The 26,695-nt window shown below is 38.5% G+C and carries 21 protein-coding genes and 1 pseudogene; 10 read left to right on the top strand and 12 right to left on the bottom strand.

The genetic code is table 11. From position 1 onward, the window contains the following. The first annotated feature begins 138 nt into the window (after positions 1–138). Positions 139–2,022 (top strand): molecular chaperone HtpG, encoded by a 1,884-nt coding sequence (htpG, locus tag NIE32_RS11405; protein WP_253077026.1) that lies wholly within the window; start codon positions 139–141, stop codon positions 2,020–2,022. A gap of 158 nt (positions 2,023–2,180) precedes the next feature. Here the strand turns inward: htpG and NIE32_RS11400 are convergent, their stop codons facing one another. The 3 genes from NIE32_RS11400 to NIE32_RS11390 form a co-directional block, all read right to left on the bottom strand. Further along, positions 2,181–3,743, bottom strand: coding sequence for an alpha/beta fold hydrolase (locus tag NIE32_RS11400; protein WP_253077025.1), 1,563 nt, complete (start codon positions 3,741–3,743; stop codon positions 2,181–2,183). Between the two features lie 37 nt (positions 3,744–3,780). Beyond that, a complete protein-coding gene (locus NIE32_RS11395; protein ID WP_253077024.1) occupies positions 3,781–5,307 on the bottom strand; it encodes an alpha/beta fold hydrolase in 1,527 nt (508 codons plus the stop codon). Positions 5,308–5,526: 219 nt separating this feature from the next. Further along, a complete protein-coding gene (locus tag NIE32_RS11390) occupies positions 5,527–6,264 on the bottom strand; it encodes a hypothetical protein (protein ID WP_253077023.1) in 738 nt (245 codons plus the stop codon). 374 nt (positions 6,265–6,638) lie between these two features. Between NIE32_RS11390 and NIE32_RS14430 the strand changes: the two are divergent. From NIE32_RS14430 to NIE32_RS11345, 9 genes and pseudogenes are all read left to right on the top strand, one after another. Beyond that, positions 6,639–6,905 (top strand): annotated as a pseudogene (locus tag NIE32_RS14430) (Wzz/FepE/Etk N-terminal domain-containing protein); the annotation flags it as partial. 498 nt (positions 6,906–7,403) lie between these two features. Next, positions 7,404–8,087 carry a CpsD/CapB family tyrosine-protein kinase gene (locus NIE32_RS14425; protein ID WP_253077070.1) on the top strand — a complete coding sequence of 228 codons (684 nt, stop codon included), beginning with the start codon at positions 7,404–7,406 and terminating at the stop codon, positions 8,085–8,087. A gap of 131 nt (positions 8,088–8,218) precedes the next feature. Continuing rightward, positions 8,219–8,875, top strand: coding sequence for a sugar transferase (locus tag NIE32_RS11375; protein WP_253077069.1), 657 nt, complete (start codon positions 8,219–8,221; stop codon positions 8,873–8,875). A gap of 103 nt (positions 8,876–8,978) precedes the next feature. Beyond that, positions 8,979–10,097 carry a glycosyltransferase gene (locus tag NIE32_RS11370; protein WP_253077022.1) on the top strand — a complete coding sequence of 373 codons (1,119 nt, stop codon included), beginning with the start codon at positions 8,979–8,981 and terminating at the stop codon, positions 10,095–10,097. A 94-nt stretch (positions 10,098–10,191) separates the two neighbouring features. Continuing rightward, positions 10,192–11,415, top strand: a complete 1,224-nt coding sequence (locus NIE32_RS11365) for an O-antigen ligase family protein (RefSeq protein ID WP_253077021.1) — start codon at positions 10,192–10,194, stop codon at positions 11,413–11,415. A gap of 13 nt (positions 11,416–11,428) precedes the next feature. Beyond that, on the top strand, positions 11,429–12,646 hold the full coding sequence (locus NIE32_RS11360) for a glycosyltransferase family 4 protein (protein WP_253077020.1): 1,218 nt from the start codon (positions 11,429–11,431) through the stop codon (positions 12,644–12,646). Between the two features lie 56 nt (positions 12,647–12,702). Next, the gene (locus tag NIE32_RS11355) at positions 12,703–13,809 is read left to right on the top strand and encodes a glycosyltransferase family 1 protein (RefSeq protein WP_253077019.1); all 1,107 of its coding nucleotides are present in this window, start codon (positions 12,703–12,705) and stop codon (positions 13,807–13,809) included. A gap of 130 nt (positions 13,810–13,939) precedes the next feature. Further along, complete coding sequence (locus NIE32_RS11350; RefSeq protein ID WP_253077018.1) at positions 13,940–14,926, top strand: glycosyltransferase family 2 protein; 987 nt, start codon at positions 13,940–13,942, stop codon at positions 14,924–14,926. A 213-nt stretch (positions 14,927–15,139) separates the two neighbouring features. Continuing rightward, the gene (locus tag NIE32_RS11345) at positions 15,140–16,585 is read left to right on the top strand and encodes a flippase (RefSeq protein ID WP_253077017.1); all 1,446 of its coding nucleotides are present in this window, start codon (positions 15,140–15,142) and stop codon (positions 16,583–16,585) included. Positions 16,586–16,679: 94 nt separating this feature from the next. Here the strand turns inward: NIE32_RS11345 and NIE32_RS11340 are convergent, their stop codons facing one another. The 9 genes from NIE32_RS11340 to NIE32_RS11300 form a co-directional block, all read right to left on the bottom strand. Beyond that, positions 16,680–17,561: a beta-1,6-N-acetylglucosaminyltransferase gene (locus NIE32_RS11340; RefSeq protein ID WP_253077016.1), complete on the bottom strand. Its 882-nt coding sequence runs from the start codon at positions 17,559–17,561 to the stop codon at positions 16,680–16,682. 142 nt (positions 17,562–17,703) lie between these two features. Further along, positions 17,704–18,801 carry a DegT/DnrJ/EryC1/StrS family aminotransferase gene (locus tag NIE32_RS11335; RefSeq protein WP_253077015.1) on the bottom strand — a complete coding sequence of 366 codons (1,098 nt, stop codon included), beginning with the start codon at positions 18,799–18,801 and terminating at the stop codon, positions 17,704–17,706. A 21-nt stretch (positions 18,802–18,822) separates the two neighbouring features. After that, a complete protein-coding gene (locus NIE32_RS11330) occupies positions 18,823–19,737 on the bottom strand; it encodes a glycosyltransferase family 2 protein (protein WP_253077014.1) in 915 nt (304 codons plus the stop codon). 134 nt (positions 19,738–19,871) lie between these two features. Continuing rightward, positions 19,872–20,885, bottom strand: a complete 1,014-nt coding sequence (gene rfbB, locus NIE32_RS11325; RefSeq protein ID WP_253077068.1) for a dTDP-glucose 4,6-dehydratase — start codon at positions 20,883–20,885, stop codon at positions 19,872–19,874. A 24-nt stretch (positions 20,886–20,909) separates the two neighbouring features. Further along, on the bottom strand, positions 20,910–21,785 hold the full coding sequence (rfbA, locus tag NIE32_RS11320; protein ID WP_253077013.1) for a glucose-1-phosphate thymidylyltransferase RfbA: 876 nt from the start codon (positions 21,783–21,785) through the stop codon (positions 20,910–20,912). Between the two features lie 109 nt (positions 21,786–21,894). Next, positions 21,895–22,326: a sugar 3,4-ketoisomerase gene (locus NIE32_RS11315; protein WP_253077012.1), complete on the bottom strand. Its 432-nt coding sequence runs from the start codon at positions 22,324–22,326 to the stop codon at positions 21,895–21,897. Between the two features lie 284 nt (positions 22,327–22,610). After that, positions 22,611–23,096, bottom strand: coding sequence for a glutathione peroxidase (locus NIE32_RS11310; RefSeq protein WP_253077011.1), 486 nt, complete (start codon positions 23,094–23,096; stop codon positions 22,611–22,613). A gap of 193 nt (positions 23,097–23,289) precedes the next feature. Next, on the bottom strand, positions 23,290–24,561 hold the full coding sequence (gene codA, locus NIE32_RS11305; RefSeq protein ID WP_253077010.1) for a cytosine deaminase: 1,272 nt from the start codon (positions 24,559–24,561) through the stop codon (positions 23,290–23,292). A 19-nt stretch (positions 24,562–24,580) separates the two neighbouring features. After that, positions 24,581–25,990 carry a cytosine permease gene (locus tag NIE32_RS11300; protein WP_253077009.1) on the bottom strand — a complete coding sequence of 470 codons (1,410 nt, stop codon included), beginning with the start codon at positions 25,988–25,990 and terminating at the stop codon, positions 24,581–24,583. Between the last annotated feature and the right edge of the window lie 705 nt (positions 25,991–26,695).

The following is a 26,695-nucleotide window of genomic DNA, read 5'->3' as shown; positions in this document are numbered from 1 at the left end:
AAGGTTACTACCCGAAAAAATTTGACAAAAAGTAGTGTATGCGCTATAAAAATAGTATTAGCACTCTTAAGCAAAGAGTGCTAATCTTCACGACAATAGCGAAATAAATATAAAGAAGCGAACGAAAGGGGATTACTGATGGCTACGAAAGAATTTAAAGCAGAATCCAAAAAATTGTTGGATATGATGATTCACTCGATCTATTCTCAGAAGGAAATTTTCCTACGAGAAATCATCTCTAATGCCAGTGACGCAATGGATAAGATCTACTATCGTGCGCTGACCGATCAAAGCCTCAATTTTGACAAAGATAACTATTATATTGAAATTAAACCGGATAAGGACAACCACACATTGACGATCTCCGATACTGGGATCGGTATGACCGAGGAAGAGCTTGAAGAAAACCTCGGTACGATCGCGCAAAGTGGTTCGTTAAAATTCAAGACGGAAAATGAATCCAAAGATAACCACGATATCATCGGCCAATTTGGTGTTGGTTTTTATTCCTCTTTTATGGTTGCTGATAAAGTTACGGTAATTAGTAAAGCATTGGACAGCGATCAGGCTTACAAGTGGGAATCGGAAGGCGCCGATGGTTACACATTAACGCCGGCAGATAAGAGTTCAGTAGGTACGGATATCATTTTAACCTTGAAGGAAGATACCGAGGACGAGAAGTATAGTGACTACCTCGAAGAATATCGACTGCGCCAAATCATCAAGAAGTATTCCGACTTCATCCGCTACCCAATCAAAATGGAAGTAACGGAAAGTCGTCCGAAAAAAGATAACGATAAGGAATTTGAAGAAGTAAAAGAAGTTCAGACAATTAACAGCATGGTACCGATTTGGCGTAAGAATAAGTCGGAACTTAAGCCTGAAGATTACGAGAACTTCTATATGGAGAAGCACTACGGCTTCGATAAACCGCTGCGTTACATCAATATTCAGGCAGACGGTATGGTTCGCTATCACGCGATTCTGTACATTCCGGAAAGTATACCGTTCGATTACTATTCTAAGGAATATGAAAAAGGTCTAGAACTTTATTCCAATGGCGTCATGATCATGGAAAAATGTTCGGACCTGCTTCCGGACTACTTTAGTTTCGTAAAAGGTATGGTTGACTCTGAAGATTTGTCACTGAACATTTCACGTGAAATTCTTCAACAAGACAAGCAACTCAAACTGATCGCCAAGAATATCAACCACAAGATCAAGAAAGAGCTTGAGAAACTGCTCAAGGAAGACCGTGAGAAGTATGAGACCTTCTATAAAGCATTTGGCCGCCAGTTAAAATACGGTGCATATATGGATTATGGTCAACATAAAGAAGATCTGCAAGACCTGTTGATGTTCTACTCCTCAAAAGAGAAGAAAATGGTCACACTCGATGAATATGTATCGCGCATGCCCGAAGATCAGAAATATATTTATTACGCGGTTGGCGAATCAACTGATAAAATTGATAAATTGCCACAAACTGAGCTCGTTGCTGACAAAGGCTTTGAGATGCTGTACTTCACCGAAGACATCGACGAATTTGCGATCAAGATGCTGTTGAAATATAAAGAAAAAGAATTCAAGTCTGTATCAAGCAGTGACCTTGGTCTCGAAGATGAGAAGGACAAGAAACAAGATGAAGCTGAAGAAAAAGCAAACAAAGGCTTGTTTGACAAGATGATGGATGTCCTTACTGATAAAGTTAAAGGGGTCCGCGCGTCTAAACGTTTGAAATCGTATCCGGTATGCTTTGCAACAGAAGGAGAAGTCTCCATTGAGATGGAAAAAGTATTGAACCAGATGCCAAACAACGAAAATGTCAAAGCGGACAAAATTCTAGAAATTAATACAAATCACAATGTGTTTAAAGCCCTTAAAGCTGCCTTTGATCTGAACGATCAGTCTAAAGTTGAGTTGTACACCAATCTACTGTATAACCAAGCACTGCTCATTGAAGGACTGCCGGTACAGGATCCTGTAGCGTTCTCAAACAATATTTGCGAATTGATGGGTTGATTTCATTTTTAAAGAAAGGCTTAGCTCCGGAAAATTGGAGGTAAGCCTTTCTTTTTTTGGAAATTAACGAGTATGATTTTAGTAAAAATACATGAACTCACTACACTATTTTTTATAGGATTAAGCTGTTCTAAACTCTATCATTAATGCACTTAGAATTATTGAGAAGGGATTGGGGGAGTCCCTTTACGAGAAGTTCCGTTTCTTTGATCCAGAAGGTTCGTGTAGTGTTCACAGCGGTCTTTATAGAGTTCATTACTCATGCATTTGCTAAGGATTCGCTGAATTTCAGCATCGTTTCCTTCTTTAGTAAGCACGAATAGAATCTGTTCGAGGATTTGTATCAGTTGATTTGTTATTTGCTGTTCTATTTTTTTGATCCACCCACCTTTCCATGTATGAAAAATAGTCGGCTTAAAATCTTCAATAAGGATCAAAAAATTACGAACGCGTTCTTCAATAGGTGCATTAGACCAGATCATGTCTTCAATGGATTCCATAAATTCACCTAGATCACTTTTTACATCAGCATTTAAGGCTACTGATTCTCGGGTGACGATGAGGACATGTCGAAGAGCCGGATCTGCCTGATTGCGAAACAGCGTGTTTAGATAATTTAGTTGAACGCGCAGATGGTTACGGGCGTGATCGATAGCCATGTCGGTTAAGAAGGCATTGATGATTGTGTCTCGATGAACAACACCTTTTTTCAGAATGATGAAGAGAAGGAGTTCCCGAGCATTTCGCCTTGTCCATGTCGCATTGAGTTCCTCGTTATTCCAGAAGACATGCGTAACCCCGCTCATGATGGACAGTCTCAGTTCACATGGGTGATCGAACCGAGATTGATATGTTTGTTCAAGAACTTGATGCAATGAACGAATAAATCCATCTTTTCTCAAATGAACAGATGACATTGAATCATATTTGTTCAAGAATTGGCAGAGTGTATCTGCCGCATATTCAGGCTGGTCGAGAGGGATGAGGGAAGAAGATGCTTGAATCACCATGAACCGGCTGTTTGCTGCAAATTGACTGTAGATCATTGCTAGAGTTGGGGGAAATATTGGATCATTTTCGCCATGCATGAATAAGATCGGTTTCTGAAGTTGTTTGAGTTTACTCATGGTATTGCCATTTGGTAGACCACTTCTTATGATCAGGTCCTTGAATGATGAATAGAGGTGACGGTTAGGTATTCGATGAAGGGCACGTGTGATTAATCGAGCTTTTGACAAGGCAACGGGACAAGTGTTTTCTATGATATACTTTTTCACAAACAATGCTTGATCGAGCTGGATCAGTTGTAAGTTTATGGAACCGTCACGATCATAAATGTCTTTCTGTATATAGAATGGCAATGAGATTAGTGCGAGCGAACTTACAAGGTTTGGGTAGTTAATAGCCAGTTCAAGAGCAAGGAATGCACCATATTTACAACCTACTATGTGAACACAATCAAGTTCTAAGTAGTGTAAAAGTGCGAGTAGCTCATGAGTGAGGAGATGCAGTGAACTTGGCTCAAGAGTGTCTGTTGTTTTGCCATGGCCATAAAAGTCATAAGTGAGTAAATTGAAGTGCTGTCCCATGTGTGGCAGCGTGTACTTCCACATTTCCGAATCCATACACAGATCGTGGATGAAGAGCAGAGTTGGACTATTTTTATCGGATAGATGGTAATGATAGTTCAGCGTATGATTTTCAATAGTTACGGTTGACAACCTAGAACGCTCCCCTTTCCCAGTACTTATCATTGATTCATTCAAGCCGTAGATGATGTTGTATTTTCATCAGTTGCTCCTCGCAGTATCCATCATAAGGCTCAACAGATTTTCCATAGTGGAGTAGCCCGCGCATCTCTGAATACATTTTTTCTACATTCAATTTTGAGAGCAGATGTACCATAACGTCTGATAATTTAGATTCAATTTGATTAGTTAATGTATTGATCCATTCCCCGTGGAATGAAGTGAAGGAGTCAGGATCATACTGTTTCAATAATAAAATCAACGTCAACAATTGATCGTTTATGGGGCGTGTGTCCTGAGCAAGTTGATCTAACGACTTTTGATAATCTCCAATGTCGCTTTCACATTGCGCATTTAACGCAATCATTTGCTCATTTATCAACAAAAGGTTATGAACATCAGGATTAGGAGAATCATGAAAAAGTTGATTTAAATGATTGATTTGCACGCGCAAATGATTCCTTGAAGATTCGTGCGTAAGACTTGGAAGAAAGGTTTGAATCAGCTCATCCCGAGTGGTCATTCCACCTTTAAGGATTATAAACAAGAGCAGCTCTTTCGCACGACGCTGATTCCACTTACCTTCAATCAATTCATCATTCCACAGAATTTGGATTTCACCCATCATTGTTATCCTGAGAATATGTCGATCATTTTTTGACAAATCAAGGCTTTTTCTCAATACCTCTCGAAATTCATTCACCAGTTTGTTGTGAAGTGAAGAAACAAATGGTGACTTCCTATTTGTTAAAATAAAGTGACTTACAAAGGTAGCGGTGATTTCCGGCTGATCGAGTGGCAGGTTATGCGCCGCTCCAGGCACGGTAAGAAAATGACTGTTTGGAAGGCATGCTGAAAATATGGCGGATAGATACCCTGGGAAAAACAGATCATTGGTGCCATGTAGGACAAGTGTTGGAACGTTCAACTTGCTAAGCTCTATTTCAAAGCAAAATCGTTCAGGATCATAAAAGTTAAGGAGCATGCTCAAACACTCTTTGATGAAACGAGATGAAACATGCGCGGAAGAATTTTCAAAGAGCAAAATTTTATCCTCGGTAAGTGTTTGAAAATTGACCTCAAGTAATTTTTGAAAGAACAACGATCGATCGCAGTCAATCAGTTGAGCGAGTAATGTGAGTTCTCTACTCACTACATCGTTTTTAAAGAAAAAATTAGTAGCCATCATAGTGAGTGAAGCAACTCGTTGAGGGTACCTTCTCGCGAACTCAAAACCGATATTTCCACCCAAACCATCCCCAACGATATGAATGTTATTGAGTTTAAGGTGATTGATTAATAAACAAATGTCTGAGATAAATTTTTTGAAGCTCGGCCGATGATTACCACCTGTTCTTTCATGGTCATATAAATCATAGACTACAAAATTCAATTGGTTTCCAAGATATCCCGTCATCGGTATCCACTCAGCTGCATTGACCATCATGTCATGAATAAAGAGTACTGTCGGGGCATTTGGGGTTGGAAAATTAGCTGAATAATGCAAAGAATAATGAGTCATGGCAAGTGTATCCATAAGGTTTAACCTCTTTAGTACACATTAATTAATTAAAATTTGTACTGAAATGATTGTGTAATGGATGAATTGATAGGCTAAGTTTTGAAAAAAGGTTCACTCGATAAACCATATTAAGCATCATCATAAGCCAAACCATGTTTGGAAGAATAGCATTCCTCGAACCCAATGTTGCTTGAGTGTTCCTCAATAAATAGAGTTTCATTTGATCAAGTCAAGTCACGAGATGAATTTTCGATCAGTAGAACATCCCAGAATCGGAGTGACAGCAACGAATTGCTTGAGCATTGAAATCATGTGCAGCATCGACTCGTTTTCATTTGGCAAATAGGGTACAGAGTCGAGAAGCTGTAACATTACTTGCGTTTTTCTTATTTTTTTGGGGGAAAATTGATTAGAAAACCTAATGCTGCCTATTGGATAGAATTCAGCTGATTCAATATTCTGAGCTGTACATTCGAATAGGGTCGCACCATTTGGAGAAATTTTGATCAGGACCGTTCCCACCTTGTCTTCTGCACAAGTGCTTATTTCATGTGCGTTGTTCGCTAACCTAGTTAACTCGAGGTGCGCTTCACCCTGTTTGATCATGTATCTGCAGTTCACCATGATACCCCATTCGTTATGAACAATGAGCAGACTGTATAAGTTGTAAAAAGCTGTAATTAGCGCTTGAAGATGATAAACATAGAGATGAGCGGAGCTGAAGTGCTTTTCAACGATAATGACATAGTCATTCTGTTGGATCATCAATGAACACTGTTCATGCGTGTGTTTGGAGCCTTTTTTTACGATAGGCGTATCATAGCCACCATGGATATATATGATCATGTTTGCTGATTGATCTTGAACATTACTTACACAAATAAAATTTCTTGTAAACATAGTCATTAGAGTCGCCGAATCTGCTTGAACCTCGAAAAGACAGTCTCCAATTTCAGTGTGTATTTTTTGCATTGGTTGTTCCCCCACACGATACAAACTGATTAAATCCAAAAAATCAGATCCCTATGTATAAAATGAATGCTCTTTTCGAGAAGAGTATTCATTATTTTTTATAAAAATGGATGGGCTTATGGATAATCCTGTATCTTACAATCTCTAAAACAGTTCAAGTACATACATTATTGAGAACTCAACATGAGATGGTGGCAAAGAAAAAGTTTGTATTCCAATAATCTGATGCTTCACTTCACTCAGATGTGGCATGTCCGTGTAATGATTGTGTTACGTCCTGTTCTGTATGATACGTGTAATAAAAATGAAGAACTATTTGTTCCCTACCTGATAGTCAGATTGGGTGAACTTGAACGACATTTGGAGGAACTTTGATGAAAAAGACAGTGGGATTAAAGGAAATCTATCTGATTGTTAGGAAGCGGATATGGTTGATCGCTTCCATAACTTTTGTCGCCGTCCTAATCGGAGCGATTGCCACCAACTTTTTCATGACACCAAAGTACGATGCGACGACTCGAATTCTTGTAAATTTAGGCAATGGAAAAATGCTCTATAATTCGAATGCCGTTCAAACAAATGTCCAGCTTGTAAACACGTACAGTGAATTGATCGATGATCCGTCAGTATTAAAAAAGGTCATTCGAGATTTAAATCTGAACTGGACGACAGAAGAATTACAAGGCACCTTAACTGTCGAAACGAGTGAACAATCCCAGATCTTTTCGATAACAGCAGAGACGAATCGTGCGGAACTTTCCGTACGCATCGTGAACAGTGTTGCTAGGGAGTTCAAAGCGCAAGTGCAAGAGTTTTTGAAAGTGGATAACGTCAGTTTGATTTCACCAGCAACTGTGTCTGCGAGTAGTGGACAGGTTTCGCCAAATCTCACCAAAAATCTCACTGTCGCAGTAATCCTTGGTTTATTGTTCTCGACTGGTCTTGTTTTTCTGATTGAATATCTGGATAACACGATTAAGACAGAAGAAGACATTGAACAGAAATTAGGTTTCCCCGTGGTTGGCGTTATTGAGCATTTTGGTAATCAAGACAGGCACAGAAAAATAGTTGATAAAAAGGTACCTAACACAACAAGGTTAGAAATGTTTAGAAAGAGAAGACGCCTTTTTAGACGTGTGATGAAAGAGAAAGGGGAACCGTATGCTCTTGTCACCTTTTTTCAGGAAAACTCTTCGATTTCTGAACAATATCGCACATTACGAACAAATATTTCCTTTGCTAAAGCAGGAGGAGGTTTAAAATCATTGGTCGTGACTTCGGCTGAATCTGGTGAGGGAAAATCAACAACAGCTGCGAATTTGGCCGTCGTCATGGCGCAACAGGGGAAACAAGTGCTACTGATCGATGCGGACACTCGAAAGCCGACACAGCATCGATTTTTTGATCGGAATAACCGAAAAGGGCTGACGAATGTGCTAACAGGGCAAGCGAAGGCCTCAAGTGTACTTCGATCGACTATTTTGGATCAGCTCTATCTCATGACTAGTGGACCTGTCCCACCTAATCCCGCTGATTTACTGAGTTCTGCGGAAATGGAAGACGTGATCAGGCAGGCAGAGGAACATTTTGATCAAGTGATTATTGATTCTCCACCGATCTTGGCTGTTACAGATGCTCGGCTACTGGCAAACCTATGTGACGGAATCTTAATGGTGGTAAAAAGCGGAACCTCAGAATTCGAGAACGTTCGGAAAGCAGCTCATGTGTTTTCAGAAGTTAATGGCAAACTTCTTGGTATGGTGTTGAATGATAAGAAAGTACGTAGAAAAGACCGGTATCACTACAACTATAGCGAACATTGATAGAATAATAAGCTTCTTTTCTCGTCGATCTGCATTCCTCTTCATTCAAGATGACTACTATCTATTGTCTACAGGAGGCAGACATTATGGCTTTCTCAAAGCCGCCGGCTGAGAAAACTTACGATACGACAATGAACATTAGAGAAAACATGCAAAATCTTCAACTACATTTAAGGGAGACACCCGGCTATTTATTCATAAAAAGAGTAATGGATCTATGTGGTGCTTTAGTAGGGCTAATCTTTTTGTCACCACTGTTCCTATTGATCTCGATCATTATTAAACTAAATGATCCTGAGGGCCCAATATTTTTCAAGCAAAATCGAGTTGGAAAGAACGGTGAACAATTTCGCATCTATAAATTCCGATCAATGGTGCATCACGCTGAAGACCTGTTGGATGATCTGCTTGATAAAAATGAATCGTCAGGAGCTATGTTCAAAATAAAAAATGACCCAAGAGTTACTCAGGTTGGCCGATTTTTGCGGAAAACAAGCTTAGATGAGTTTCCTCAATTATTAAATGTATTAAAAGGAGAAATGAGTTTAGTCGGGCCCCGCCCACCGCTGCTCCGGGAAGTACAACAATATTCCCAATATGATAAGCAACGGTTACTCGTTAAGCCAGGTTGTACGGGTCTCTGGCAAGTTGAGGCGAGAAGCAGTGTAGGATTTGAAACGATGGTTGAATTAGATATTGAGTACATTAAGAAGAGAAGCACTCTATTCGATATCAAAATTATGATTAAAACACTTTTCATTATTTTTCATTCTAAAAATTCCTATTAGATAATCACCATTTATTGAACCAGATATCGCTGCACCAATCTTATGAAGCCCGGCTGGTAAAAAAAATTTATAGAAGCTTCTTAGAGGGTGAGGGCGGATAGCAATGAGAATTTTACATGTTTGTGAGTATGTTCGAGGCGGGATATCAACTTATATAAACGAGGTTTTAAAATTTCAAGTGTCCGCAGATCAGGTAAGTAGTGTTCATGTGTTAATGAGTGACTATAATTCTGACAATCTACCGATCGATGGCGTCCATTTTCACTATTACCACTATAAAAGGAAATTATCCAAAGTACTTCCTGCGATCATCGAAGTTCATCAAGCGATAACTAAGTTAAAACCTGATATTGTTCACATTCATAGTTCCTTTGCTGGTTTATTTGTTCGCGTGTGGTTTTTTTTCAAAATGAAACGCCCCAAAATTGTGTATTGTGCCCATGGATGGTCATTCATGATGGAGATCTCTCAGATAAAAAAATATATTTACGGATGGTTAGAGCGCTTGCTCGCGAGAAAAACAGACATTATTGTCAATATATCGAATAAAGAGTTTATTGGTTCACAACTCTATAAGATACCCAAGCAGAAATCAATAGTGATTCCAAATGGGATTGAAGACCGACTATTTAAAGGTGAGGATCTCTCGCTAAATCTTGATCAAACGAAAATTAATCTACTTTTTGTTGGACGGTTTGATAGGCAAAAGGGCATTGATCTTTTATTTGATTACTTTAAGAATTCCCCTCTGGAAAATGTCAATTTATATGCAATAGGGCAGAATGTTCTGGATCCGGCGCTTATGGAAATTCCAAATAATGTCACGACACTAGGTTGGGTTGATCATCAAATCATTGACAGTTATTATGAAAAATTTGATGCGATCATCATTCCATCCAGATGGGAGGGTTTTGGATTGGTCGCAATAGAAGCGATGAAGAACAAAAAACCGATCATTGCCAGTAATCGAGGAGATCTTCCTGAATTAGTGACGGATGGAGTGAACGGTTATTTATTTGACCTAAACCATTTAGAACAATTAACGAAGATTCTAACAACGGTCAGTAAACGTGATCTAGAAACCTTGGGGGAACAAGGCTATGCAATCTATAAAGAAAAATATACAAGCGACAAACTAAATCGCAGAATAGTAGAGGTTTATGAGCAACTGATTAATAGGAATGATCAAACTAACCGTTCGCATTCGGCAACCGATCAGTAAGCTCGATGTTTTGAAAAAATAGCAGTCATGAAAAGAAAAAATGAGAATATGCATCATTTAATTGGGACAGATCGATAGTAAGGGGATTAGGTTAATGCTGAATTATTTTTTTGAATTCATAACATTTACTTTTCCAAAGGCAGGAGTGCAGATTGGTGTTCCAATAACGATTGCTATGTTCTTATTTTTGTTTGCGCTAATAAAATGCCAGTTACATGTGATTTCAGCAATTAACCAAATAAAAGGTTTGTCCGTATCTTATGTTCTTTTTGCATGTTCTGTGTTGCTAGCCTTTGTCATTAATTTGGGCAGTCTTTCGTCATTTCAAATCACAGCGGCTATGGTTGTTTTTGCTTCACCGCTGGCAATCGGCATTGGAAGGTCAATGGATGCTCAAAAGGCAATAAAAATTCTGGCGTTTTCTCTTATTATTGTGGGAAGTTATGCACTGATACAAAGGATTGCCGGTATTGTCGCGACGGCAATTCCAGGACTCACGTATACATTTGGTCAGGATTTAGCAGACAAACCGATTGGCTTCGGTATGGCGATCTCTGGAGAAGCACAGAAAATGCCATCAACTTATCAAAATGGAAACGGAGTCGGTTTATTTTATGCGATGGGCATTCCGTTCCTGCTCTCATGGTTTCCATTAACGATGAAACAAAAAGTGCTTAAATACGCAGCCATTGTTTTCGGGCTTGTCGGTTTATTTCTGAGTGGCTCGCGATCGATCATGATTCCCTTTGTTATCTTTCTTATATTTATTCTGATGCTTGTGAAAAACAAATTAAATGATCATCATCAGCTCCTGTTCCTGGCGGCGGTTTTGTTCATTTCCGGTTTTGGAATTTTATACCTCATTCATGCGGATAGTTCATTTCTTCAACAAGCCTATGCACGTTATATGCAGCAAACGATATCAGATCCGACCGGTGCCGGGCGTACCTTGCAATATGCAAGTGCGTTTTCACAAATTAATCATTTAACTGAAGCTGAGTTTCTCAGATTTCTGATCGTTGGTTTGCCCTGGGATGAAATCAATTATGTTGAGGGACTGTTTTACTCATTTCAAATGTACGGTATTTTCGGATTTATTGGATTTCTTGGCATCTTTATTTCAGCGATCATCAGCGTTTATAAACAGAATGACCTTGCAGCCATTGGGATGATTTGTGTACTAATTGCATTTATGATTGACGGATCATTTTTGTATCCCCCCGCTGTTATGAACTATTTTTTCTTAGTCGGTTTGGCTTTAGCTCCGAAAGTTCCTGTGCGCAAGAAGCATGCAAAAAATTTTATCATCCGCTTTTAAGGGAGGATCGTCAATGAATATTGCGATCGTTACATCTGGATATTTACCTGTTCCAGCTGCGATGGGAGGAGCAGTAGAAGCGTTAGTGGATAATCTTGTGAATGAGAATGAGCGCTATCAACTGTTTAAACTAATCATTTTTAGTACCTATCATGAAAAAGCGGTTAGAATTGCTGCCAGCAAGAGAAACTCGGCGTATGTGTTCATAAAACCTCCTTATCTACTTCGAATTTGTGATCGGATTATTTATTTCATCGCAAAAAAAATAAAAATAGAGAAGCATATGTCCTATCGATATATCGTTCAGAGACTTCATTACATTTATAAAGTCGGAAAGTATTTAAAAAAGAACAATTACGATAAAGTTGTGCTTGAAAATCATGCAACACTATTTATGGCATTGAAAAAATATGGGAATTCTCGCAAGTACCTTGGTAGATATTATTATCATCTTCATAATGAGGTCACCAAGGACTACAATTGTCGGGAACTTATTCGCAACTGTAAGAAAGTGCTCGGTGTGAGCCGCTACATCAATAATACACTAGAAATTTTCTTTGAAGGATCCCCACCAAAACATTTGATTGTGCTTAAGAATTGTGTAGATACAGCTCTGTTTGGAAGTATTAAAAGCAGAAAAGAAGCAATGAATGTTCGCAGAAAATATGGAATTGCAGAGAATGAAAAGATTATCTTATTTTCGGGGCGGCTCTCTAAGGAAAAAGGGATTAAGGAATTGCTGCTCGCATTCAGGCAGGCGAATATTCCGGATGCAAAGCTAGTTATCGTCGGTGGTTATTTCTATGGCAGTAAGATGGAGAGCGACTATGAAACTGGATTGAAAAAGCTTGCAGAATCGATGAACGACAAGATCATATTTACAGGTTTTGTTGCTTACCAACAGATGCCTTCGATTTATGCAATGGCAGACTTGGCTGTTGTGCCATCGATGTGGGATGATCCGGCTCCATTAACCGTTATCGAATCCATGGCATCCGGATTGCCGCTGATCACAACCGTATCAGGTGGTATCCCAGAGTACGTGAATAAGGATTGTGCTGTTTTATTGGCTAGAGATAAAGAACTCGTAACCCATTTGGCAGAGTCAATGAATACCTTACTTTCGAAAAAAGCATTACGTGAACGTATGGCTGAGGCAAGTCGTAAAAATGCAGAAGGGTTGAATCTTGATCATTATTACCACACATTTGCTCATGAACTTTTAAATTAAAGATTATTCCTAGCGTTCAGCAATTAAATTCATTAAAGAATTTGTGGGTGAAAAAAATGAACAGGATTCTTGTCGTTGGCATGACTGCCAATAAAGGCGGCGTTGAGAGCTTTCTCATGAACTATTATCGACAGATGAACAAAAAGCGGGTTCAATTTGACTTCTTGACCATCTTTCCAAAAATCGCTTACGAAGATGAAATTCAAACGCTTGGAGGTAGAGTGTGGCATATTCACGGCAAGGTGCACCATCTCTTTCAATATATTAAAGACTTAAAATGCTTCTTCGCTCAAAACGGGCAAAATTATAAGTCGATATGGGTGAATAGTTGCAGCTTAGCAAATATCGATTATTTAAAATTCGCTAAAAGATACGGCGTTACAACGAGGATCATTCATAGTCATAATACTCAAGAGACTGATGGATTCGTGAAAAAAATTTTTCATTACTGGAATAAACTGTTTTTGCGAAGATATGCTACAGATTATTGGGCTTGTTCCAATGCTGCGGGTTCATGGTTCTATTCGAAAAAAATAATGTCAGGAAGCCGCTATAAACTCATTCATAATGCAATAGAAACAACCCTTTACTCTTTTTCTCGTCCAGTACGAAAGAACTATAGGAAAATACTGGGAATCACGGATCAAATTTTCGTCATTGGTCATGTCGGCAGATTTCATAATCAAAAAAACCATAAATTTATTATTGATGTCTTTTATGAGATGCATAAGCGATGCCCTCAGACAGTATTGGTATTAATAGGGAGCGGCAAACTCGAGGCTAACATGAGGGAAAAAGTAGATTTGTTAGGCATAACAGACGCTGTTATTTTTATGGGCATGAGAAATAATGTCAATGAATGGATGCAGGCAATGGACCTGTTTCTACTCCCTTCAAGATATGAGGGATTGCCAGTGGTTAGCATAGAAGCACAGGCAGCGGGATTGCAGGTCATTGCATCGACTGCGGTTACAAAAGAAGCTGCTATTACTAAATTAATGAACTATTACTCTTTAAAACAATCAGCTTCATGCTGGGCAAGCTTGATTTTGAATCATAAAGAGTACGTGCGCTCAGATACATCAACGATGATCAAAGCATCAGGATACGATATTGAGACGGAAGCAAAGAAATTAGAGGAGATCTTTGTTGGCCAATCATAGCTTCAGTTAGTGCGAGAATATACCTTTTGCAAACTGTGCTGAAAACCAAAAGAAGCGTTTTCTATGATAAATAATAAAACATAGGTAATTGAAATAAGTAATGGTTGTTATTAAAGGAGGCAGGCTTGCCGTGGATCCGCTAATTAGCGTAATTGTTGCTGTGTATCAAACGGAACAATATCTTGAACAATGTATCGAAAGCATTGTTAATCAAACGTATCGGAATCTCGAAATTATTCTCGTAGATGATGGATCTCCAGATCGCAGTCCGGAAATTTGTGACTTATGGGCAGAAAAAGATTCTCGTATTCTCGTGATCCACAAAAAGAATGGTGGTCCTTCTTCAGCACTGAACGTTGCTTTGGATCGTGCAACAGGTGATTATATTGCTTTTGTTGATTGTGATGATTGGATACAAAACGATACCTATGAGTTCCTTATGACCAATCTTAGAAAAGAAAGGGCTGATATGTCCATATGTAGTGAATTTCAGGTCTTTGGAAAATCTATTCGGCGTCCTGAAAAAAAAGAAAATGTCTATTTAGTGATGAATAGTGAGCAGGCCTTTCGATTCATAAACAGTATCGGCTACTTCGGTGTTGGTGTTTGGGACAAACTTTATGCAAAACAGTTGTTTGATCATGTACGATTTCCCCTAGGACACACTGGTGAAGACTATAGTGTAACCTATACTTTGCTTGATCGAGCAGGCACGATAGTCTATGACTCTACACCAAAATACTATTATCGGCAGCGCTCTGGAAGTATTACGCATCGTTCGGATATTGATCTTTGCTCAATACAATCTGCAGAAAAAATGTTAGCGCTTGTGAGAAAGAAATATCCGTCAATCGAAATCTATGCCATTTCGGGCTATGTGTTCGCCTTGTTGGGCATTTACGATTTGATTCTTCGAACCGGTGTAAATGATCCCAAATGGATTGCCTACAAACAAAAGACGAAAAAGATTGTCCGTAAATATTATTCAGAGCTGATAGCAACTATTGAGTTATCCTTTGCACGTCGTTTGCAATTGTTGCTTGTCGGATGGTTTTCACTCATTTATACGCCAATATTCAAGCTCTTTTACAAGTGGAAGCATCGAGGTGTAAGCTAATTCCTCACAATCTATTGCACTAATTCCTGAAATAGAATAAGAGATTAGACCACGGAGGAGGTGTTAATTTGAAAAGGGTTCTGGTTTATGGGTTAGACACATCAGTTTATTCACGTAAACAGCATCGTTTGAGACTCTGCGCCAATTCAATACCGGAAAGCCTCTAGTTAATACTCTGTTTTGACAAATGATCATTAGAGGGGTAACGATAATATGAGTGTTAAGAAAAATTATCTCTATAATCTTCTCTATCAAATATTGGTAATGATCTTACCTCTGATTACGGTTCCTTATGTTTCGCGTGTTTTGCTTCCTCATGGTGTCGGTACCTATGCTTATACAGCTTCCATTATTTCCTACTTCTCTTTTATCGGCATGCTTGGTATTGATACCTATGGAAATAAGATCATTGCCATGACGAGAGATAATAAAAGAAAGATGAGTGAGAACTTTTTCAGCCTCTATTTTCTTCAATTGATACTCACGCTTAGTTCGGTTATTGGCTATTTAATCTTGGCTGTTTTTTTCATTCAGCAAGATAAGACAATTGCGTTGATTCAGACGATTAGTTTATTAGGAATTGTCTTCGATTGCTCCTGGTTTTTCTTTGGTGTTGAGATGTTTAAAAAAATAGTCACCCGGAATATCGTGATTAAACTCCTTTCTTTATTAGCCGTATTTACTTTGGTGAAAAACCCATCAGACTTACCTATCTATACCTATATTATGTGTCTATCCGTTCTAGTCAGTTCTCTAATTATGTGGTTTTATCTTAAAGGTCAAATTATGATTGTGAGAGTTACATTCAAACAAATGATAAGTCATTTAAAACCAGCCATTGTTTATTTTATTCCAGGAATTGCTCTTCAAATTTACTTTGTTTTGAATAAGACGATGATTGGCATCGTGTCAAGTAACAGTGAAGTTGGTATTTTTGATTATGCTGATAAGATTCGGATGATGGCATTATCTGTTGTTACTTCACTTGGGACAGTGATGCTCCCAAGAATGGCTCATACATTCGCTATCGGCCAGATTGAAAAAGCGAAAGAGTATCTATTTAAATCACTGGAATTTTCCACGTTTCTGGCTATACCACTGATGTTTGGTGTAGCAGGAGTCGCAGAAGAGTTCATTCCTTGGTATATGGGAAATAGTTTTATAAAATGTATTCAGGTCCTTGTGATTCTTGCGCCAACGATTGTACTCATGGCCTGGAGTGGTGTATTCGGTACCCAATATATGTTGCCATTGGGCAAAATGAAAGAATATACCATCTCTGTGTATGCAGGAGCAATAGTCAATTTTATTGTTAACCTAATGCTCATTGCTCCGTTCGGATCTATTGGTGCAAGCGTAGGTACTGTTGCAGCGGAATTAACTGTAACTTTTGTGCAACTTTATCTCGTTAGAGAAATCGTTCCGTTCAAAAATATGGCACGAAATACAATTGACTATTTGATTGCAGGGTTCCTGATGTGGATCCTCGTGCGACTGGTGGGAAGAAGTATGGGGGTTTCCGCAGTAACAACGATTGTCCAAATCGTGCTTGGCATGGGCGTTTATCTTTCAATCGTCTTCGTTCAAGAATATTTCAAACGCGATGGAATGATATATCGTGAAATGAGAAAGACTTTGCAAAAATACAAAAGTAGATAATCATTGATGCCCACTTTTACATAGTTGAGTACATGTGGGTATTTTTTTGGAGTTCCATAGATTGATTTGCCGACCAAGAGATGCCTATGTGAACTCAAAAATTAGATCTGATTTTATCAAGTTCAGAAACAATTTTTGATGAATCATCAGTAAATTTTCTTGCAAAACAGTAAATCGTTACTTTTTGATTTGAATAAATTAATTCATTCTTTAGAAGGTCCATATGTATTTTTCGAATAAGTGAAGGATAGGGAGGTCCTCCAAGTTCCCAGTCAGCAAAAGTGAGTGTGTTTCTAACGGTTTGTGCAAATGGGGAGTTCATAATAATTGTTTGAAAAAACATCTCATCTGGCACGAAGGTATGCAAATAGAACCTAATGAATGCATCGTTTGTGGAAATAAAATTTAATAGATAGTCAACAAATGCATCGCTAAACGACCACCATTGGCTACCGGCAAATGGCTTATAGTGTTGGTATTGTTCAGGATAAGCTCTCCAAATCCTAGATTGTTTGATCAATTTGTTGACGACTTTAATTGGAAAAGATTGCAGATTAACCGTTCGGTCACATTCTATATAATACCGGAAAAGTCGATCAAATGGCTTATCGATAGAAGGCATCAGTTGCGTATCTATGTAGTTAATTGTTGGATTCTTTTGAAAGAGATTTTCAATATATTCATTACTTCTTATAGGATAGTCAACGCCGCTTAATAAGACAAAACGGTTAAAATCATCAAAATGATAGGCGTATTTTAATAATTCAATGGTCACTTTTACCATGCTAAAACCGCCCCATTTTATAGAATACTGTTCTGGAATCAATTGAACATGATAGAATTCATCAAAGGAGATTTGAGGAGCCTTCTGATCAATATGAATAAAAAAGAATACATTCTCATTTTGAATGGATCTGATCAATCTCTTTAAGTGTTCAAAATTATTGTGGGCAATAATTAAATAGGCTATCTTCATTTTTAAACACTCTGCCTTTATGATAAATTTAGTAAGCAGTTGAAAGCCTGCGATCCATAATTTCATAGTCAGCAAAAAGTTCACAAATCGAATAAGCGATAAATCGAATTGACTCATGACTGAGGAATCTTTACATTTCGTTCTACTTCCAGGTATTAATTTTCTCAATTACATAGTCGACTTCCTGATCAGTCATTCCATACCACATTGGTAAACTGATAATTTCATCTGCGATTTGTTCTGCAATGGGCAATTGTCCTTTTTTTATATTTAAATCAAGATAGGCATCTTGCAAGTGAATAGGTATAGGATAATGAATCGTGGATTGTATTCCATTTTCTGCTAGGTACTTTTGAAAAACATCTCTGTTTCGCGTTCTGACCGCAAAAATATGCCAGACTGGTTCTACTTCCATACTTACATGTGGTTTAATGATTTTATCATGATCAATTTTTATTAAATACTTCTTAGCAATCGCATTTCTATGATTGTTCCATCTTTCTAAATTTCTGAGCTTTATTCTTAAGAGCGCAGCCTGTATTTCATCTAGACGTGAATTTACGCCTTTATAAATATGATGATATTTTCGGTCAGAACCATAATTTGCTAATGCCTTGATTTTTATCGCCAATGCTGGATCATTGGTTACAACAGCACCTGCATCCCCAAGTGCACCTAAATTTTTACCTGGATAAAAGCTGAAACCAGCTGCATTTCCAAGGTTTCCGGTTCTCTTTCCTTTGTATTTCGCACCGTGTCCTTGTGCTGAATCTTCAATAACTTTGAGAGCATATTTTTTTGCAATCTGAATAATTTTGTCCATGCTAGCGGGCTGACCGTACAAATGCACGGCAATAATGGCTTTCGTTTTATTATTTATTTTTTTTTCTATGAGGTCGGGATTAATATTATATGTTCTAAGTTCAGGTTCAACGAATACTGGTTTTGCTCCGGTATAGGAAACAGCAAGAGCTGTAGCGATGAAGGTGTTCGAGGGGACAATAACTTCATCGCCATCTTTAATACCATATCCTCGTAAGATAAGGTATAATGCATCAAGGCCATTTCCACAGCCAATACAGTACTGAACTCCGCAGTAGTTTGCAAATTCTTTCTCAAATTGTTCAACTTCTGATCCATTAATAAACCAGTTCTTTTGATAAATTTCATTAATTTTATCTAGGACTTCACGTTTTATTTCATGATGCATAGGTTTGAAACTATTGAAGGGTATATTCATAAAAACCATACATCTCCTAGATTAATATTTATGAACAAAGTATTTTCCAACGAAACTTTTTAATCGATCCATAACTTTGATCACAACGACATCAAAATACTTAATACTGAGAAGGAGAAGATTCACTTTTTTTTCTGTCCTTCTGAGGTAGTCATACATTTTTACCCTGTATAAACGGGGACTTATTTTTTCTCGATAGGGGAGTATCTCTTTACGCAAAACTAAATTAACATCTTTTTCAAATGCTGGATTAATGACTTTCCCGGTACTTATTCCGCCTAACCGATATTTAATAATGGTGGTGTGAATAAAATAGATCTGTTCACCGAGACGAGCTAATCTTAAAAATTCAGGATAATCATTTAAAAATGTGTAACTTTCATCTAAAAATCCATATTTATCAAATAACTTTCTGCTATATGAGGTGCATGCACCGGCAATGAAATTTCTTCTACATAATTCCTCGAAAAGCTGATCCATATTATTGAATAAGATTAATTTACTCTTATTTGGGGATCTTTGTATAAATGTTTTCAAGCTTTGGTCGTATTCGTCCATATAGCCGGTAATGATATTTGCACCAGTGTTTAAGAATTCCTTAACTAATGAACGGATTACGTTTTCATCATAAAAACAATCATCACAATCTAGCGGTACGATATATTCTCCATTACTTATTTTTATTGAGTTGTTGAAGTTTTTAACAATGCCTAAATTCTTCTTGTTTTGGATCACACTGTAATCTTTAATATTTTCATTCAAATTCTCGCTTAAATAATTTTCGACAAAGGTTTTATTAAAATTTTTAGAACCATCATCACTAATAATGAGCTCTATATTTGAGTAGTTTTGACTGAGTACAGAATCGATGGATTGTTCTAGATAGTGAAAATTATTGTAGGTCAAGATAATGACGGACACTAATGGATGATTCACAGAGAACGCTCCTCTTTTTCCGAGTGTAAGCAATCATCTTCTTTCAAGATTGTCAAGACGCTAGATCATGCTGTAGAAATGAGTATGAGTTTGATTCACAGAATCATGGATCACACTGTCAGTATCCTTTCCGTTCAACTAGATGACCCATAATGTTTCTTGTAGTAATCCATGTATGATCCGGACTTGATTTTGTGCCACCATTCCATATGCGTCTGATACCATTGAATGGTCTTGTTCAGTCCTTGTTCCAAGGTAAACTGCGGATGCCAGCCCAGTTCAGTTGTTATCTTTGTCGGGTCAATCGCATAGCGCCGGTCATGGCCAGGCCGATCTGAAACATGTTTGATTAGGCTGTTCGGTTTGTGCAATTTGTCGAGAATGAGTTCAATAAGATCAATATTGCGCATTTCATGATGTCCGCCAACATTATAGACTTCGCCCGGCTTTCCACGATGGAGGACGAGATCGATTGCACGGCAGTGGTCTTCAACATACAGCCAGTCGCGAACATTTTTTCCGTCACCGTAGACGGGCAGTTTTTTATTTTCTAGAGCATTTGTGATGATTAATGGAATCAATTTCTCTGGAAAATGGTAGGGGCCGTAGTTGTTCGAACAGCGCGTGATATTCGTATTGATTCCGTATGTTTCATAATAGGCACGAACCACCAAATCTGCTGAAGCCTTGCTTGATGCATAGGGACTGTTTGGTGCGAGTGGTGTTGTCTCTTTAAAATAACCGGTTGATCCTAAGGTTCCATAGACTTCATCTGTTGAAACTTGAAGATATTTATGAATATGCTTGTTCTTGGCAACTTCAAGCAACGTTTGCGTGCCAAGCACGTTTGTTTTGATAAACACGCCTGGTTCGGTAATACTGCGATCCACGTGTGATTCCGCAGCAAAATTAACAATGGCATCCACAGCAAATTGATCGATGACATAATCAAGTAGTTCATCATTGCAGATATTCCCATGAACAAAATGATAATTCGGATTTTTTCGGATATCTTCAAGATTTTCTAAGTTACCTGCATACGTGAGTAAATCGAAGTTAATGATTGTATCACTTGGGTAGTTCTTCATCATATAATGAATAAAATTGCTACCGATAAATCCTGCTCCGCCAGTTACTAGCAGCTTCATCAATGCCCAACCTCCATATCATAACTATGTAGCTTGTTCTTTCAACAAATTCAGCAAATATTGGCCATATCCATTTTTACTTAAAGGTTGAGCTAATTGCAATAATTTGTCTTCATCAATATAGCCCATACGATAAGCAATTTCTTCGATACATGCAATTTGCAACCCTTGTCGATTTTCAATCGTTTGAATAAAGAGGGAAGCACTTAACAACGATTCATGTGTACCCGTATCCAGCCAAGCAAATCCACGTCCAAGCAATTCAACTTTCAACATTCCTTGATTTAAATACGCCTCATTAACCGAAGTAATTTCCAATTCACCTCGAGAAGAAGGCTCTAAGTCATTTACAATATCGACAACCTGGTTATCATAAAAGTAAAGTCCGGTAACCGCAAAGTTTGATTTAGGATGCTTGGGCTTTTCTTCTATTGATGTAACATTTCCCGTAGTGTCAAATCCAATAATGCCAAATTGCTCAGGATCCTTGACGTTATAACAAAATACAGTAGCTCCTTGCTTTTGAGTTGCAGCTTTTTGGAGAATGTTTTTGAAATCATCACCGTAGAAAATATTGTCACCGAGAATAAGGGCTACGTGATCGTGACCAATAAAATCTTTACCTAATTGAAAAGCCCGAGCCAATCCGTCAGCCTTTGGTTGTATCATATACTTCAGCTGTATTCCGTAGTTTCTACCGTCACCAAGTAATTCTTGAAAGCGCGGGGTATCCTGAGGTGTTGAGATGATCAGGATTTCTCTAATGCCAGCCAACATGAGAACGGACAATGGATAATAAATCATCGGTTTGTCATAAACGGGGAGCAATTGTTTCGATATTGAACGCGTAATCGGATATAGCCGAGTACCACTGCCGCCAGCCATGATAATTCCCTTCAAAAAAAATCCCCCCATTTTTTCTCCACCAATCTATATCTCTGGGTTATTTGGGTAGCCTACTAATAATCATTGATAAATACCCCTAAGTGAAACTGCCGAATACAACGGATTACTCATGAATTGAATGACTCAAAAAGGTATCTTTCGCTTCATCTAAATAGAGATTATAGTCTCTGATATAGTCATCTTCAGAGTAATGGTCTGAGGCAGCAACCAATAATACACTACCTTTTGTAAAATCAAACATTTCACGCCAAATAAGGGGACCGATATATAAACCGACTGATGGGTCATTTAACTTTATTTGTTCTTCCTTGATTGGAGTTTTTAGACGTATTTTTATTGAACCATTCAAGCAGATAAGCACCTGATGGAGTGTTTTGTGCGCATGAAAACCTCTTTCAGCATCTTGTGCAACTCCTGTAATGTAATAAATACGTTTTATGATAAAAGGGACATCAATGCGCTCCTCAATTGATGTTAAATGCCCATCGTTACTCACAATATCTTTAAATTTTAGCAGTGCACAATTATACATCATTGTCCTCCCTAATTATGAGATGTCCCTAGAATTTAATTGCTTTTATTCTAATGAACAGGGCATTACAACATCGTTACACCACAAATAATTGGACGCTAATTAAAAATTAGTTCGTGCCTATGAATAAACCGATTGGACAGCACCCAATTGATCAAGTATTTAAAGAAAATTAATAATAAAAAGGCTTATCTCCGAGTCGGAAATAAGCCTTTCTTTACTATTTAGATGCTTAGAAAATGATGTGTAAACAAATCGTATAACCGTAAATTTCATATCTAAGTAAATTATGCATTCACTGAATCTTGCAACAGCGTTTGAATAGCACGTTCGATTTTTTCTGGTTTCGTGCGTGATCCATAATAATGCACGACTTTTCCTTCACGGTTAATCAAGAACTTATTGAAGTTCCAAGTAATCTTTTTTTCGCCTGCTTCATTAAGCAAGTATTTGAACAGCGGATTGATTTCGCTACCTTTCATTTTTGATTTTTTCAATAGGGGGAAGGTAACGCCGTAATTTAGTTTGCAGAATTCGGCTGTTTTTTCTCCTTCAGCAAACTCTTGCTTTAGAAAACTATCACTGGGAAAGCCGAGTACAGAAAATCCTTGGTTATGGTAGGTCTTATAGAGATTTTCAAGTCCTTCATACTGTGGCGTGAAGCCGCACTTGCTGGCTGTGTTCACGACCAACAGTACTTGATTTTTATAATCTGCGAGAGAAAGGGTGTCGCTACCCGTTAATTTCGGAAAAGTAAAATCATAGATCGTCATTGTGCATCCTTCTTTCTGAACTGTATTTTCTAATAGTTAGTGTAGGGGTAAAGCGCAGAAACTGCAAAAATAATGAATCCGATCAGAGCTTTTCAAGACCTGTAACTTATTAACATGATTTTGTATTTATATGCTTAAACCTCAATAAAAAAGGAACCGCCGAAAATCAGCAGTTCCTCTACGGTTAAAAGAATCAATTAAAGTCAACAGGGGTTTCTACGCTATCAAGTAGGATCTTTGTTACACTTGGTTTGGTTTCAGCCAGAACTTTTCCTTTATGAACGGAGTAGCGCACGGGCGCTAGTTTTCGAATCACATTATAGCTCTCTGACTCTGACATAACTAGAAAATTCGCCGGCTTTCCTTCTTCAATTCCGTACTGTTCGGAAACGTGAAGCGTTTTGGCACTATTGACGGTGATTAGATCCAGGGCACGGGTGATCTGTTGATAGCCCATTAACTGGCAGACATGCAGACCCATGAACAGGACTTGAAGCATATTGCCGGTGCCGAGAGGATACCACGGGTCAAAGATGTCATCATGACCGAAGCAAACATTGATCCCGGCTTGAAGCATTTCTTTAACACGTGTGACCCCTCGTCGTTTCGGATATGTATCAAAGCGACCTTGAAGATGGGTATTCACGAGCGGATTCGCAACAAAGTTGATTCCTGACATTTTTAGAACGCGGAACAGTTTCGCAGCATAGGCTCCATTATAAGAATGCATGGCGGTTGTATGGCTTGCCGTCACACGGTGCCCCATTTCTCGTTTATAGGCTTCGGCAGCAATCACTTCAACAAACCGGGATTGTTCATCATCAATTTCGTCACAATGCACGTCGATCAGACGATCATATTTTTCGGCAAGGTCAAAAACAAATTTCATTGAATCGACCCCATCTTCCCGTGTGAGTTCATAATGGGGAATTCCACCGACTGCGTCGGCACCGAGAACCATTGCTTCTTCTATGAGCTCTTTTCCTTTAGGATACCCAAGAATACTTTCCTGAGGGAAGGCTACAATTTGGATATCCATCCAGTCTGATACGCGTTCTTTCAATTCTAGCAAAGCTTTTAATGCAGTCAATTCGTGATCATCAACATCGACATGTGTTCGGACAAATTGTATGCCTTGAGCGGCTTGCCACATTAGCGCTTTCTGTGCACGAGAAAGAACGTCCTCTCGAGATAACTGATTTTTTCTTAGAGACCATGTTTCAATACCTTCAAATAATGTTCCGCTGATGTTCCACTTTGGTTCTCCGGCGGTTAATACCGTATCAAGATGCACATGAGGTTCTATAAACGGAGGAATAACCAAACCACCTTCGGCATCCAATGTTTCTCCGGAATAGTCATTGCGTACATTATCCATTGGTTCAATTTTTGCAATACGCTCTTTATTCAAAAGGATTTGCCAGAGCCCATCACGGTTTGTTAAACGAGCGTTACGTACTAACATTTTTCAGACCACCCAACAATTATTTGCGATTTCTTGTAAGCAACCAATAAATTAATCCTGATAGAACTAAAACTGGATAAGTTGCGCCAATGCTTTCTTTGAAGAAGGAAAGGTTGTGTAAAAGGATGAACGCAACAACTCCGATCGCCCACGAAATTAAAGCAGGGAGATGGAAGCCAGCGGTAAACCAATATTTACCTTTTGTGTCTTCAAAAGCAGATGGATCATAGTGTCTCTTTTTAACGAAGAAAAAGTCTGTAACCATAATGCCGATCAGCGGCCCAAGTACCATGCCAAGGTAATCAAGGAATGCAATAAATGAATCGAGAAAGCTACCGAATAAGAGAGGAACAAACGTAAGTAGGACGGCACAAATGGTCGCTGCCCAAAGCGCAGGCATAGGTTTTACTTTCTTTGACAAGTTCGTCAGAGAAATCCCGGCTGCCATCAGATTTACTGCATTAGCAGTTGTACTTGTGATGACGATGACAATCATTGCAAGCCAACCAAGGCCGAGCTGACTCGCGATGGTACTCGGGTCTGAATTGTTAGGATTATACGTTCCAGTAGAGATTGCCGCAGCAATGGTTGCGATAATACCAACGAATGCAAACCAGAACAAACCGATATTAGCTCCGATCATCGGGGCAATGGTTGCACTCGATTTTTTCCTTGTATAACGTGTGAATTCTGCGATTGCCGGTATCCAAGCTAGACTAAATGCTGCCATAGTATCCATCGCGGTACCGAAAGGAAGGGATAATGCATTTGAAGGGCGCCAATGAATGATCTGACTCAAGGAAACATGTTGCAGGACGACAATCGTTTCCCAAATGCCAAGGATGCAGACTAAGATCATGCCAACACGTTCGATCAGTTTTACCGAACGGTGGCCAAGAGAGATTGATACTAAGTGAAGAATGCTCATAATGATAATGCCAACGATCATCGCTTTCGCGCTGCCTTTTTCACCGAAAGCAGGCCACCCAAGGCTTGATTTGAGCAGGAAGCTGATCGATATCGCTGCAATAAAGGTGTTCACTGCAGTCCAGCCAATAAATGACGTTAGGTTTACTATAGTGGGCAATGAACTTCCGCGTACACCAAAGGATGGACGGGTGAGTGCCATTGTTGAAGTGCCGACTTTGTAGCCCATGTAACCAACAAGAGCCATGAAGATATACGCAATCGGATTTGCAATAAGCGTAACAGCAAGTGCGCCACCAAACGCACAACCTGCAACAACACCGCCAATGTACCAAGTACCATTGTTGGCATTGGCGCCGATCCATGTCGCAATCATGTCCCAAAAGGACATGTTACGCGCTGTGGAATGAGGCACTGTTTCTGTTGCACCATACTCTTTTACCTTTGCCTGAGCAGCATTGGTAGGGATTGAACCATTCATTTGTGATAGATTTTTTGACACAAATAACCCTCCTAAAATTATGATGTAATAAAAAATAACATTATTTGCTTAAACATATACCTTTTTGCTTTTCGGGGGAATAGCGAAAAGAATATTTTTTTGTGACAGCTAAAAATCTTTGGAAATTTCATTGATTATAGAAACTTTTTATGAGGAAATTAATAATAGTGTTTGAATTTTAAATACTGTTGAAACATCTTCTTTCAATAGTGAATAGCGTAAATCAGTTTATAAAGTTTCTTACATAGATTAGTTACCACTAGTGTACGAACGTTGCCTAATAGACTGCAATATAGTGAAAAGGATTGACGGATTGCAAATGAGATGTTAATATAGCATTCCGCCGCGATTTTAAGAAAATGATTATCCGGCATAGTAAAAAAACATCTTGACTTGATAGTTTAGTTGAGATATAATATTTTTTGTCGCTGAAAAGCGACTTGATAGTTTAATAAAAAAGTGTTGACAGTTTCGAAACAGCATGGTATGATAATTAAGTTGCTGTTGAGAACGACGTAATGAATGTTCCTTGAAAACTGAACAAAAGCCAAGCGTGATATAAGGGTTATAAACCCCTAATCAATTCAATTTGCTATGGATCTTATGAACGATCTTCCACAGGATGTGGTGACTTCTGCGTTGTGCACAGGACGTGCACGATCTTAGCAGAAGTTCCACTCTTGGAAGTCGAAACGAATAGTAGTA

It is taken from the genome of Sporolactobacillus kofuensis (assembly GCF_024125425.1).
In the GTDB taxonomy this organism is placed as follows: domain Bacteria; phylum Bacillota; class Bacilli; order Bacillales; family Sporolactobacillaceae; genus Sporolactobacillus; species Sporolactobacillus kofuensis.
This window is presented reverse-complemented; position numbering and strand designations above follow the sequence as displayed.